At 54.2% G+C, this 13,994-nt stretch carries 5 protein-coding genes and 2 pseudogenes; 3 read left to right on the top strand and 4 right to left on the bottom strand.

The window, feature by feature from the left end; genetic code table 11:
* Window positions 1–7: 7 nt before the first annotated feature.
* Window positions 8–387: pseudogene (locus tag AR540_RS24655) on the bottom strand (transposase).
* 67 nt (window positions 388–454) lie between these two features.
* On the opposite strand from AR540_RS24655, the gene AR540_RS25245 reads away from it, so the two are divergent.
* Both AR540_RS25245 and AR540_RS25975 read left to right on the top strand, forming a co-directional pair.
* Window positions 455–4,039 carry a hypothetical protein gene (locus AR540_RS25245; RefSeq protein ID WP_153014178.1) on the top strand — a complete coding sequence of 1,195 codons (3,585 nt, stop codon included), beginning with the start codon at window positions 455–457 and terminating at the stop codon, window positions 4,037–4,039.
* A gap of 332 nt (window positions 4,040–4,371) precedes the next feature.
* A pseudogene (locus AR540_RS25975) lies at window positions 4,372–4,497 on the top strand (IS3 family transposase); the annotation flags it as partial.
* Window positions 4,498–4,618: 121 nt separating this feature from the next.
* On the opposite strand, the gene AR540_RS06485 reads toward AR540_RS25975, so the two are convergent.
* A complete protein-coding gene (locus tag AR540_RS06485) occupies window positions 4,619–11,263 on the bottom strand; it encodes a DUF3320 domain-containing protein (protein ID WP_059227109.1) in 6,645 nt (2,214 codons plus the stop codon).
* Between the two features lie 758 nt (window positions 11,264–12,021).
* On the opposite strand from AR540_RS06485, the gene AR540_RS25240 reads away from it, so the two are divergent.
* Complete coding sequence (locus AR540_RS25240; protein WP_153014177.1) at window positions 12,022–12,867, top strand: hypothetical protein; 846 nt, start codon at window positions 12,022–12,024, stop codon at window positions 12,865–12,867.
* 49 nt (window positions 12,868–12,916) lie between these two features.
* On the opposite strand, the gene AR540_RS26375 is transcribed toward AR540_RS25240, so the two are convergent.
* Together AR540_RS26375 and AR540_RS06475 are read right to left on the bottom strand one after the other, a co-directional pair.
* Entirely contained in the window at window positions 12,917–13,237 is a 321-nt protein-coding gene (locus AR540_RS26375) for a hypothetical protein (protein ID WP_153014176.1), read from the bottom strand.
* A 77-nt stretch (window positions 13,238–13,314) separates the two neighbouring features.
* Window positions 13,315–13,821 (bottom strand): DUF1932 domain-containing protein, encoded by a 507-nt coding sequence (locus AR540_RS06475; RefSeq protein ID WP_059227105.1) that lies wholly within the window; start codon window positions 13,819–13,821, stop codon window positions 13,315–13,317.
* Between the last annotated feature and the right edge of the window lie 173 nt (window positions 13,822–13,994).

Here is a 13,994-nt window from a genome sequence, read left to right as displayed (position 1 = left end):
ATCAACGCTAGGCTCTGTACGAAAAATACTGGCGCAGACAGCGCAGCGTGCAAGCGAGCGTGACCATCGCCGCGAAACTTTTTGCCAGCTTGTCGTAGCGAGTGCCGATCCTGCGACTCTCCTTCAGCCAGCCGAACATCGTAGGCGCTCGAGAACTCGATCAAAGGTGCCGTCATCTCGCCAGTCACGAAACCGCTGATACACCGTCGACCAGGGGCCGAACCGCTCTGGCAGGTCGCGCCAGGCAGCACCTGAACACAGGATCCAGAAGATGCCATTGAGCATCAGCCGGTCATCACTGCGTGGCCGCCCCCTCTTCTGCTCAGGCGAAACAACATCTGCAATCAGCTCCCACGCTTCATCCGGGAGTTCGTAACGCTTTGCCATGCGGCCCTCCAGCCCCTCATGGTGCCAATTCTACTCGCTCGGATTTTTCGTACAGAGCCTAGAGGGTATGCACGCTCCACTACAGGTGCGGCGCGAGCTGAGGCAGCTTTTCGGGCGCTGGCTATCGTTTTCAGGCCGCTCGCACTTCAACGCCGACCAGGAGGACGTAGTCGACGAGCTGAGCATTCTTAACTTGTGTCAATACTATCGATTAGAGTACCAAGGCGGCACCGATGATGTTGCCAAACTGTGGGATGAATCAGAGCAGCGTCTTGAAGACAACGGCCCAACGTTTGGCGAGCTCCAGTGCATGGGCTGGGTGTCGTACGACGGCGGTCGCTGGATTATGCCTAAAGCTCCTATCGGTACTTGGTCATACATCACCTATCCAAGCCCAAATACAAAGGTGTTTCTGAAAAAACTGGGCGAAGCCCGCCTCGTTGCTAAGTCCGATAGCCCTCCTCCTGATCTTAAAGCTCTCGTAGAAAAAATAATTGAGAAGCGTTGGTTAGAGCTAAAAATACCAACAAAGAGCCCGAATTGGCTTGCAGGACGACTGTGGGAGCAGTTATGCCCTAAGCAGCATAGCGCCACGGACGATACCAGCACTACTGCAAAGGTAGCAGTCCAGCTCGAAAGCGACACTGATCACGTGTCGCCGTTATTAGATGCGGAAGAAGAAGCAATCGATAGAGCTTTCTTGGAGTGGTCTGCGTGGTGCGACATCCTCGGCAGCTACAGTAGATGGGACACGAGCTGGAGCCCCCTTGAAATGCGCTACTGCCGTGAGGCAGCTATGAGGGCACTACAGCGGCAGACCCTCTGGGGCACATGGAAAAACGATACCACTCAGTACTATTCGCTTCTCAAGAATACATTTAAGATTCCGCGAGATCAACTACATTATCGACCGCCATCCTATATTTTTTCGAATGAAGCTTTGGTATTTAAAATCGACTTTCTCCAGCGCCCTGATTTCGAACACCTTGTGATGGAACGACTAATCGGATTTGACACGGCAAACTTTTCATTTGCTCTACTTTGCTCCGAGCTCGAACAAACCGATATTGCACATAACATTCTGGACACAGCAACATCAGTTTTATCAATCGCTGCTGAGCACCCAGTGGCATTGCAGCAGCTTCTGCTGCAGGTCCGTTCTGCGCCTGGGCTACTAGTGGATATGTTGATGCATCCTCATATGTCATGCCTGGCAACCAGACTTTTAGTCGAGTGGTGCCAAGAGTCTACAAGGCATGACGACCGAAGTTTAAGTCGTGAAGCCCAGACTAAGGATTTCGCAATCCAGGATGCTCTATCCCTTGTTGCTTACTATCTTCCTAGAGGCGCTATTCATCTAGCAGAATACGCCTCACTGATAACCTGGTGTCATACCGAAGCCTACACTCGCAGAAGGTCGCCTTCGGACTCACGCAGACCTATAGGCCGGACACTTTTGCAGTTATTGGCGAGAGAAAACGAAGAGCTACAAACCGCATTACTAAAAAATCTAGTAGACCTTGCATCATATAATGACAATGCCCCACGGGCTTGTTTTAATGCAGTGCTTGAGGGGTTAAACAATCTTCCAAAAGCATCGGTTTCCGTCGCCTTCCCAATCGTGACGCTGTATTCAAAATTTGCACGCGAACTCAATCTAGACTGGACGGATGCGCCTAATCTATCTGCAAACCTCGCAGCGCAGCTTATCAAGACTGCATTTGCGCACGATGCAGTCGAACGAGATAAATTGCTAATTCCATTCGATAGTTTAAAGTTATTACGAAATACACCGACCGAAGAAAAACCATCCTTACGCCATTCAATTGCCAAAACTTTAAGAGAACACGTGAGACTGCTAGCGCGGGCGGTTGCCTCTTGGCCAGACGAAGCCATTCCGCCAGAGCTAGCCACCACACTTCAAACGCTTATATCGCGCACTGTTATTGAGCATGATGAGAAAGGACGCATCGGTGCTCTAACAGACAGATATAAGCCTGCCAGTTTTCTTAAGCGTGAAGAGGCATCGCCTGCAGAAGATATTGCAGCCGCTTGGCGTCGGCTAAGCGGCAGCTATCAAGAGGATATCCTCCAAACGCTTTCAATATCCGATGATCCGGTGCTACTAGCGGAACTCTCCCAACACCTACCTGCTGTGGCAAAATCTACTATTAGGAAAAGATTGCAGCAGCTCAAGCCGGATGAAGCATCAGAATTTTGGACGTGGCCTGAGCTGCAACATCGCATTGAATCCTTAATACTTGCAGATGAAACAGACCTTGCCCGAGAGCATCTAGATGCTGCTGATCAAGACCTAAATCGTGCACCACCGCAGTTTCGGCTGGCATTTTTCGATCTTGAGCTACGATTACTTCTGAAAGAGAAAAATTGGCCTACCCTCGATGAAGCCATTATTCCCCTATCACTAGACCAACCTACAACGAGACAAGCACACGAAAAATTAGCTTTCTATAAAGCGACCTCTCAGTTATTACGCCCAAATGGAAACCTTAAAGAAGCCAGAGCAACCCTGCAGCGTCTTGCCGCACGTCCAGGAGCAGCAAGCGCATATAGAGAGAATATTTTTGCAGTTGCAATTCAACAGCTTCTCGGACCCACCTTGCAGCCGTTGGAAGGCGATGCCAAAATAACTGGCATAGATCTGATGACAGAAATAAATTCTGTTATTGCTACCAATGAGAACTCAGCCAGCAATAGCTTAATTGCTAATCGCGCCCTACTTATGCTGGCATTGCAACAGCCTGAAAATGCCTTAGAGGGAATCGCTACGTATCGCCAAGAGAGGCGAAGTCTAGATCTTGAAGTCATTGCGGTACTTTCTAAGCAGGAAATGGGACTTCATACAGACGCGATGGCAATATTAGATGCAGCCATTATTGAGTTCGGCCCTGATGATCGGCTAACTACGCTCAAGCATGACCTTCAATCTGGCAACTCTACTCCAAGCGTTGCTCAAGCATCGGTGGTTCAGGATTCGATTTCATCGATTCGGGCTGCATTGCAAATCCTGACTGAGCTTCAGCCTTCACAAGTAGGCGATATTCTTGGCCCTCTGGGTGGTGGGGTTCGCGGCTATCTCATCCGACAGGTGTCACGCGCCGTAGCTTCGCTACAACACATGACAGCGATGCTTCGTGACCGAAAAAATCCTGGTGAAGAGGCAAGGTTTGAAAACGATCTTAATACTGCATTTCGAGAAGTGCTAGCCGCACGGCTTGCAGTCACCAAATGGGATGTAGCAGATCAGTCCCTCGGAGGATCAACTGCAAATGGCAATCCTGGAGAGCGCGATGCAGTAATTCGTGTTTCCGGCCAGGAGATATCTATTTTCGAAGCACTCGTATGTACCTCAGTCGATCGAAGAAATATTAAGGCCCACTTTGACAAGCTATTATCTTACGGCGTCTGCGACCTATATTTCCATGTAATCTACTCATACACAAATCGCATAGGCGCCATCCTCGAATACATCGAAAAAATGATAGAACATGACCCTCCCATTCATCTCACGCACCTTGATTGCGAGCTTCTGGGACCTCCTGATTCTGAAATAGCTGGATACGTAGCAACCTATCGCATTGATCGTCGTGAGATTGCAGTGGCATTCATGGTTGTGGATCTCAAACACTAACTTGGCAAGTACGAGTTTCGCAAAACAGTTAGCAATTATTTTATTAGATGGAGAGTATACGGAGAGAAAGGCCGTGGCAGCGCACGGAATAGCAATTCAGTATCAGCGTCAGTGCTGGCAAAAAGAAGGACGGAAGCACTGTGCGGCCGACGATCCCGTGCTCCGCGGCAGTGAGGCTGACCTCTTCAACCTGCACTCTGTGGTAGGTGAAGTAAATGGACATCAAGCCAATCTCAACTAAGGTATTGCTTAGTTAAGCAACCACAGTACGGTCAGTGCTCAACGATGATGGACGTCCTAGACCGTACGGCTGAGCCGCGCGAGCTACGTAGGCACAACAGGACATCGGCATATTCCTGATGCAGCACTACAACTGGCAGCGGCCGCATCAATTCAATGGTGGGCTACCGCCCGCCATTGCCGAGGAAAGACTTAAACCAGTGTCCGGGATTAGTTGACCACTACAGCGCGCCAACGAGCGGAATGGAAGAATCCACCTACCTACCTACCTACCTACCGCGCTTAAGCGCTTGACCGGAAGGACTCGTCGCGGCCCTACCGGCCCTTTCCAAACAACCTCTAACTATTACTTGCCAACTCAATCGCACGTGACAGTCGCAGCCGGCTTGAGGCACTGAGCTTCTGTACTCCCAACTCTCGAGCCATACCGTAGAGTAATGCCTCTCCTGCAACCATTTGATTATCTAGCAGCTCACGTGCAAGCGACGCCAGCTCATCCAGGCAGATCTCATCTGCAGGACGACCTCCAGTCTCTGGACAGGCACGCCGGCAAATAACCTGCCTATTCAAGACCAAGCCGCTTGGCCAGAAGAACTCCCCTACCTGCTCTTCGTGGCTGCGGTGGTGACGCCGGGCAATATCTATCACTCGATCCCGAATTCGAGCGCCTGTCCGTGTCCAGCCATGAGCACGCGCAATACGTCGGGCCAGCGTCTGATCCAGCAAGGGCCCCTCGGCCTCGACGACATGAGCCACAAGCTGACTCAGAACCTGATCGTAGTCGGCATGTAGGAACGCATCTGCGTCAATGCCTTCAACCCAATCCTCCGGCGTGGACTCCCGGTAAATTGGCTTAGTTTGGCTGGAAGCTTGGTCTTCAGCCGCATGAGCGATAGGTACCGGTTCTAACGAGTGGGCGTAGCTAATCTGAACTGCCGCATTACCCGCAACGTGAGCCACCACAGGATCTTGCGCAGCGGGCACCTCGCTGGTTGCAGCCTGCTGCGCAGTCGCAAGAGCCTCTGCCGCCTGCTTCGCAGCTTGTCGCGCTTCCTCTCTTGCCTCCCGCTCCTGGCGGTTGGTTCGCGAAAGGGCTAACAAAGCTTCGAGTCGAGAATGCACTCGTGAAGCGGTTTCCTGAGCATCGATCCACCAGTCAGTAGACCAAATTCGCAGGATTTCCCAGCCCAAACCACGCAGCACCTGCTCGCGTAACTTGTCACGGTCACGCGCCGTTGCGCTGCGATGGTACGTCGCGCCGTCGCACTCGATACCCGCTAGATAACGACCGGGGGCATCTGGATCTACCACGCCCAAATCAATGCGGAAACCCGATACCCCAACTTGGGTGTGGACATGCCAGCCTTTTTTAGCAAGCGCTGCCGCCACGGCTTGCTCGAAGGGACTGTCGAAGCCACCTACACTACCGTTAACGGCTTCAGATAGAGCACGGGGACCGCGCTCGGCAAACTCCAAGAAGTGCTTGAGATCTCTTACTCCAACCGACTGGGTCCGAGAAAGATCGATGTGCTCAGGGCGGAGGCTAGAGAAAACCAGGAGCTCTTGACGCGCGCGAGTTACGGCCACGTTCAGTCGGCGCTCGCCTCCTTGCCGGTTCAGAGGACCGAAGTTCATCGACAGGTTTCCTACCTGGTCTTTGGCATAGGTGGTTGAGAAATAGATGATGTCACGCTCGTCACCCTGCACACTCTCCAGGTTTTTCACGAAGACAGGCTCAATTTGGTTTTCAGCAAAGAAGGTTTCTAGCACCGGATCAGTGCGGCGCTCATGGTCGAGCAGATCCTCGATCAGTCTCTGCTGTTCACCATTGAAGGTCACTACCCCGATTGTCTGACCGCTCTCGCGGAAACCTGAAGCTTTGAGACGGGCAACCAGATCCGCCACGACTGCGTGCGCCTCGATCGGATTCGTACGCGACAGACCTTTCTCGTAGACCCCCGACACCGCACAGAGGCGTACCGCGGTATCTGTCGTGACAGGCGACGGAAAGGTGATCAACTTCGAGTCATAATAGCGCTGGTTGGAGAAGGCAATCAGGCTTTCATGGCGACTACGATAGTGCCACCGTAGATTACGGGTGGGCAGATTCGCGCTAATGCACTCATCCAGGATGCTTTCAAGGTCCGTCTCGACATCGTCATCTTCGACACTGGATTCGGCTCGGTCGAAAAAGGAGGTTGGCGGCAGCTGCTTGGGATCACCCACCATGACGACCTGACGACCACGTGCCATAGCTCCAATAGCATCCCAAACTGGGATCTGTGAAGCCTCATCAAAGACCACCAAATCAAAGGGTGTGGCGCTCGGAGCCAAATACTGGGCGATCGATAGAGGACTCATGAGCAGGCAAGGCGTGAGCTTCATCAGGGCCTCCGGCGCCCGGGACATCAACTCGCGCAGCGGTAGATGGCGGGTCTTCTTACCCATCTCATGCCGTAGCAGTCCCCACTCAGAGGAACGGCTGACAGATTCCTGGTTGGGTAGATCGGCACACAGCCGTGCCCGCAGCCAGTCACGGGTCAAGGCGGTGAAACGCTCGTCCAAGGCGCGGAAGTCACGGATGCGTTGATCATGTTCGGCACTAACAAAGGTCCGGATCACCGACTCCTGATCAACAACGGTGTCCAGCCACCAACGTGCATAATTGACGCTAAAGGTCGTAAGTGTCATACCCGGTACTACCTGCTCTGCTTCCAGGGCCTCCACGAGTGGCATAAGGCCAACGCCCGCCGCCTCATCGCGGACCTTCTGCCAAGCGCACCAAGCCTTCAGACGCGGCTCGGCGCGAACTAGTCCGTCACACTGGGCCCGCAAGGCATCGAGGGTAAGATCGGACGACAGCGGCGATGCCGCTGAGAAATGCCCAGCGGTCGCCATCGCTTCGCGCTGCCGGCTAAAAATAACCAGTGCCTGCTGCAGTGCCACACCTGCTAGCGTTACAGAGCCCTGAGGTTCGAGGAGCGAATTTCCATCGCCTAGCAGAAGACCCAAGGCTGCTTTGCATGCCACTAGTTCCTCTGCCTGCGTGGCTAGCCGGGTAATCGCTCCGGCTAGTGCCGCCTGGAAGGCAATGACCTTTTGCACATTATCCGTGCGGGTTCGTAGCCCATTCCAAAGGCCTGCAGTGGCCTCGTGCAAATCATCGAGCTCTACCAATTTACGTTCTAGACCAGCACGCTGTTTGAGCAACTGGTAATCCTGCTGCATGCCCTTACCGCACTGACCAACTGCGACAAGATCATGGGCCTCCGACACTGCCCCATGCTCGCTAATCGACAGGCGCGCCCGCTGGAAAATAAGTGCAGCCTTAAGTGGCTCGACGGTGGTGGTAAGCCCCTGCCAGAGCCCGTCGGTGGCGACCTGCAGATCTTGGAAAGCCATCAGATCCTGCGTCATCTGCGCAACACTACGTAGCCTGTGAAGATCGGCCCGCAAAGATTCACCCAATGCCCCCTGCTCAATGGGCTCAAATCCACTGTCTGCCCAGATGCTGTCGCTCTTCTGTAGCTCTAGGGTCTGCTGCATACGAATACCGGCGGACAAGTGGGCGGGGTTAGATCGCCACCCTTGCCATACCGGACCGATCCTGTCTCCCAAAGCAAGGTCATCGATTTGCTTACGGACAACACGGATGTTGATCCAAGTAGAGAGATCCTTGGCCACATCCGTAGCGGCATGACCGCTTGCGGTCTTCCCGAAGGTTTCTCGGATCTTGCGCATACCAAAAAAGGATTTTGGCCAGAAAGACTGCTCTGCTTTACGCCAATGCTCCAGCAGTTGCTGGACATCGAGCGCTTCGACAGCGTCGGTATAGCTCACCGTCAGCTGTCGCCGTAGATCAGCGAGTTGCTCAAGCAAACCAATCGCCTGACTGGTCGCCGCTAACACCTCGGCTGTCCAGGTGGGCCCAAACACGGCTTGGGTTTCGCGTCGGCGCTGCAAAAGCGCCAGAGCTTCGTCCGCTTTGTTCAAGAGCATTGAAGGCCAAGCAGGCGTCAACTTTGCGTTAAGCGCTTGATGCTGAGCGATTAGCTCACATCCCTCCCCAAGTCTCTGGACCAACTTACGCGCATCTGGGCGTAGGACGAAACGCCAGTCATGACCCGCAGCTCGAGGCAAAACGGTCGACAGCATCGCCAAGCTGTCCAAAGCGGAACCGGTCAGGGCAACTGGAGGCAACTGAATCGTCTCAAAGAAACGGTCGGCGTTGCGCTGCATTGCATCAATCAGAGGGAGTAGATCACGTGTTACCTGGACGAGTTCGGACGCCCATTTGGGCGACCAGTCGGTCTGCCCGACCCCCATTAAGGCATGCGTTCTGAGATGGCCGTACCCCACTGCATCGGCATTCACCTCTATCCGTTTGGCTAGATCCTCCAGCGCCAGAAGTCCCGCCCGGTCATGGTGATGCGGCGATGACCAAAACAGCCTGATCGGACTCACCTCACGATTGGCAGTCACGACGCCGATGGCACCGAAGATCGACATACCATTTGGATAGCGGTGATGCAGACGCTCGACATACAAGTTGAGACTGTCGCGTAGGCCTTTGAGACGCTCTGCCTCTGCACGCCACAAAGCAGGATCGGTCTGCCCTTTGGCTTCCCATGCGGTTTGTAACTGAGCCAGGACGTCTACCTTGCTTGCCTTGCTGGAATGAACCTCCAGGCAGAATTCACCTAACCCGATTTCACGTAGCCGGCGATACACAACGTCTAGCGCAGCGATCTTCTCCGAGACGAACAGGACTCGCTTGCCCTGGGCAATAGACTGTGAAATCAGATTGGCAATGGTCTGGCTCTTACCAGTGCCTGGCGGCCCAATCAATACGAAGTTTTTACCTTTGGATCCGGCCATGACGGCGGCCAACTGAGACGAGTCCGACGGCAACGGGCAGAACACCTCCTCTGGACCATACTCAAGATCCAAGCGTTCGGCCTCAGGGAAGTCGACTTCCGAAGTAAAGGCGTCACGGGGAGTGTCCAGCAGATGGCGCACCACAGGGCTGTCCCGCAAATGATCCGCATGCTGGGACAGGTCTTGCCACATGAGGAATTTGGCAAAGGAAAAGGTCGAGAGGTAGATGTCTTCGCTCACCTCCCAGCCTGCGATGTCCTTGATGACCGTGGCTACCGTTTTCCAGATCAGTTCGACATTGAGCCCGGAGTCGTCCCTGGGTAACTCATGTTCGAGCTTGCCTAGGCTTAGCTCGAAATCTTCACGCAGCATCTCGATAAGCGTGGGATTGAAGCGAGGCTCGTCATCGTGCAGGTGAAGCGTGAATCCGGAGCGAGCGCTACGCCGCTCAAGGCGCACTGGAACAAGCACTAATGGAGCCCGGTATCTCTTGTCTTTACGGTCCTCAGGCGTCCAACTCAAGAAGCCCAATGCCAAGAATAGGGTATTAGCTCCGCCTTCCTGCAGCGCAGCGCGCGCTCCCCGGTAAAGCTCCGTCAGTCGGGTATCCAGCTCCATAGACGTTAGGCCAATAAATACCTCTTTGCGCTTGAGACCATCCAGTGCATGAGCACGACGCACGTCCTGACGTTCTCGTTGCTCATACAAGGCCCGCTCACGCGGATCAGCGCCATCCATGAAGTCCGGTCGCGACAGCATCTTTAGCGACTGCCCGGTAGCCAACACGTCTTCGAGCGCACCAGCATCAGGCGCCTCCAGCTTCAAGGAACGCTTGCCCGCCTTGAAATTGAGCAGATTGTTACGCATCGACAGGTCTAGCAGCTTGCGCTGCCAGCGCCCAAGGCGGTCTTGGGGATCCAGCTTTGACAGGTCTTCGATCTCAACCATATCGAGCTCTTCCGGAAGCGTCGGCGCATCCTCTACCAGGAGCTCACCATCTTGCTCGTATTCTAAGGCCGCATCGGCCTTAAGGTGCTGGGCATCAGCACTCGCCAGCGGTTTAATACGCTGCAATCGTGCCCGGCGAATATCGAGCACCATCTCGAATTGATGCTCTTGTTCTTCCGCGACCTGAGCAGCGCCACGCTCCACGGCATAGGCGAACGGTGAAACAGGCGCTTGGGTAATGAGCGTGGTTTCAAACAAGATAATCTCGCTCAATTTCAGCCGCTTGCGCAGAGCGGTCACGTCATCAATGAGCGTTGCGGAAAACTCTTCGGCTTTGAGCCAGACGCCCGCAAAAGCATGGCCCCGGGTGAAGACCAAAACAGGATTCAGGCCTGCCTGCTCAAGGGCTGCACAAAAGAACAACGCTAAATCAAAACAGGTGGCAAGGCCGGTGTCGGCTATGTGACTGGGGCTTCTGACCTTTTGGCCGTACAGCTCGAAACTGGCTGGCGGAAGGCTATAGACCAGCTTCATCCCAGCCATGGCGCCCCAAATCGCCGAGGCAATTTCCCACGCCCGTCTGGCGCCTCCGTTGTAACCATCCAGAGCTGGACTTTTGCCGCTCTTGCGCAACACCTCGGCGGCCTGGCGCAGTAGGTGTTCAACCGCCAGATCGTTGGGCTGTACGAAGGCAGCAGTCATATCCGGGATATGAGAGAGGCCGCCCCATTGCATACGAGGTAAAAGTTCAAGGACCGATTCGGCCGTCGCTATTTCTTCACCAGAAGCTCGAAGGCTGAACGTCAAAGTTGCTTTCTCCGCCTCGACGAGCCGAGCCAGCAAGGCACCATCAAGCACAAGATCTAGCCCTGAGATCTGTTGCTGCGCTTCAGCGCCTAAGGAGTCGATGTGCCATGTGGTTGGCTTGAAAACTTCTGGAGAAGAAGTCAGTGTCAGTACAAGCTCACGAAAACGCTGCGAGGTCTCATTGACAATCTTGAGCTCACGAATGACTGGTACGGCATTCTGGTAGTCCGCAAGGTTCAGCTTGGCAACGATGCTGTGTCGAATACCAATCACCGGCTCAGGCTGGGGCGACACGCTTGGCGACGTTTTTTCCAGGCTGTCGTCAAGTGACAATTGATTAGATTCGTCCATGAAAATACTCCATACACTAAAAAGGGCAATAATCCTGCTCACGCCATGATGGCGTCTTTAGCCAAACAGATCGGCACAGCTTTTAGATTCTTAAAAAAATTGATCCATTTACCGACCAGCGGTAACTCTAGCTGCCAAACGTCAAAGCCAGAGGCGTCGCTGAAATTACGACGATAGTAGCGCAGCTACCAACGTAGGAGCACGAGCGTGATAAAAGGATTGCCTTGGTGACATGCCACAGCATCCCATTCGTTGCAAGTAAGCAGCGTTGGATGCCTGCTCAAAAGCCCGTCGGTGACGACTTCGCGAGTTGTTACTGACACCTAAATCGGCGACGGTAGCACCTACTCAAATCAGTAACCTTGTGCCCTCCAGTCAGGGACTGATCCTCTGCAATCGCGGCAGTCATGTCTATCATCTCTCTGGAGGCTGCCAAGCTACGCTGAGGTGCTACCCTAGAATCAGGTTAGATTCGCTTCTGACTAACAGCAAGACGGCAGTATTCAGCAATTCGGGAAACTGCCGACTAGACTAGTAAGCCTCCAGCTAATTAACGCAGTTATCAATTATCAAAAGATTTGTGTATAGGGAATAACAGCTTTACGTATGGCTACTTCGGCCAGGAGACAGATCGAGCACAGTGAGAGTGCAAAAAGAGGATAGAGTGATGAGCATTCGTGGAATGAGCATATTTTTTGATTACGACCTTGAGTCACGTTGATGGAAAACTAATCATTCGCTGAAACGAAGGATTGCACATGGACATTATGGGTGGGCTGAAGGCTCTTGGCAGTGGATATCAATGGCTCAAAAGTCGCGTCAATCCAGCCCGCCAGCTATCCAGCCGTATGCTTGATGTCTTCGATGCACACGGCGTACCCCGGTCTCGGATCAATTCTCTTTTTCCCGAGTCGCTACAACTGCCGGTGATGGCCTGGTCCGATGCTGATCACCTCAAGATGGTCGTCCAACAAGGTCACATAGACTGGCTCATTGCACGGTTTGAGCTTCAGCGAGAATGGCTCGAAGGCAGCAGCCCGTCAGCAAATACGCACCTGTTCTGCTACAAGCAACCAAAGCTCCTCGAGGAATGGCTCGTCAGTCGCTCTGCTACCAACGACTCCGACTGTTTGCGGCTTCACGTCGTTGTCCCCGATGATTACGACATTCAACAGCCGAACGGATACTTCGCAATCGTGCTCGAGGTAATCCCAGCAGACGGCATCGATGATGCGTCGCGCTTCTATCACCTCGGCGAAGGTACGCATTTCGATCATCGTCCGAGCCTAATACACCTCGTTCAAGTGCAGGCCATAGCCTACTGCCATGGAGCAATCATGTGGCGCTCTACACTTAGGCAACGAGCGCTGAATAAGCTCAGCTGTAATGACGGGCTGATCCCCTTTTGGCTAGACAAAAGACGGTCTCATCGCCACACAGCCGACCATGAGCTGTGGTCTCACTTTTCCGGGTCTGCGCCCTGGTTGACGACGTTGCGGCAAGACGCAATGCATGGATTACACACCGCAGGCCTTGGCGGAATTGTCGAGCGAATCGAACTCGATCAAGCTCGCTACCTTTCCCAACGCAGATCGCCAAGGTAGAAAGTAAGACCTACAACGCAACGGCTTACGGAGCACCCTGGACACCCTTTCAATAGTTCAGCTGTCGCTCATCAGAGGGCGGATAGCTAAAGTAAGCCAAGTATCTCTTGCTGCACTGGGTGACCGAGGTGAAGCTGCCGGCAACCGCCATCTCCGGCACTGACAGAGCAGAATGCGGCAGTAGGCGGCGGCCTCCGTTGATGCGCAGTTCCAGGTAGTAACGTGTGGCCGCGGCGTAGAGATGTTTGTGAAACAGCCACTCGACCTGGCCCGCGATCGGCCGACCTAGTCGCGCAGCTGCTCGATGGTAAGAGGCGCTTCGACATTGGCGTTCATCTGGGTTCACCACCTCGAGCAGCGGCAGGATCATCTGCACCTTCTACGTTGGATTGAACTGGCGAAGCGCAATTTCTCATTACTGCCCCGTAGACGCGTTAGGCAGTCAATTCAACGCTTCGCGAGCCGGTCGACCAAAACTCGCCAATCGAAAGGCTCAGCATAAGGGATGTCCAGGTCCGCCATGCGCTCCACCAGATCACGCTGAGCCGCACTGATCGCCAGACTCATGCGCGGCTCCAGGCCCGCATCGGCGACGGTCTTGGCAACCCCTTCCATTTCTTCGGACCGGCGCCGACCATGCTCCGCCACGCGGCTGATCAGGTAGTGCGGTTGGCGAGCATCCCAGCCCATGTGCGGGAAGCTCGCGTGCAGTGACGTGAGCACCCTCTCTTCCGCGCCATAATGGCGGGCGGCCGACAGACATTCAGTCGTAAGCGCTTCCAGTCCTTTGATCATCACGCTGCGGCACATCTTGATGGCGGAAGCCACGCCTACCTCTTCGGCCACGACCTTCACGTTGAAGCCAAGCTCGCCCAGCGTTTCAGCCAGGGCGGCAGCGTCGGTGCCGCCCAGGAGCAGCGGCGTAGCCAGGCGCTGAGGTGGCACTGGTGCCATGACGGCAACATCCAGGTAGGAGGCGCCACCCCTAGTTACAGCGCTTTCCCCCGCCTTCTTGGTTGCTGGCGCGACAGAGTTTAGATCAAGAAAGTACTGTCTAGGTTTCAGCTGCCCCCCTGCTTCCGTTGCGACCTTCAACGCTGATCCGGCAGTCACCGTGGAGAACACCA

Origin of the sequence: Pseudomonas sp. EpS/L25 (genome assembly GCF_001512295.1) — a bacterium.
In the GTDB taxonomy this organism is placed as follows: Bacteria; Pseudomonadota; Gammaproteobacteria; order Pseudomonadales; family Pseudomonadaceae; genus Chryseomonas.
This window is presented reverse-complemented; position numbering and strand designations above follow the sequence as displayed.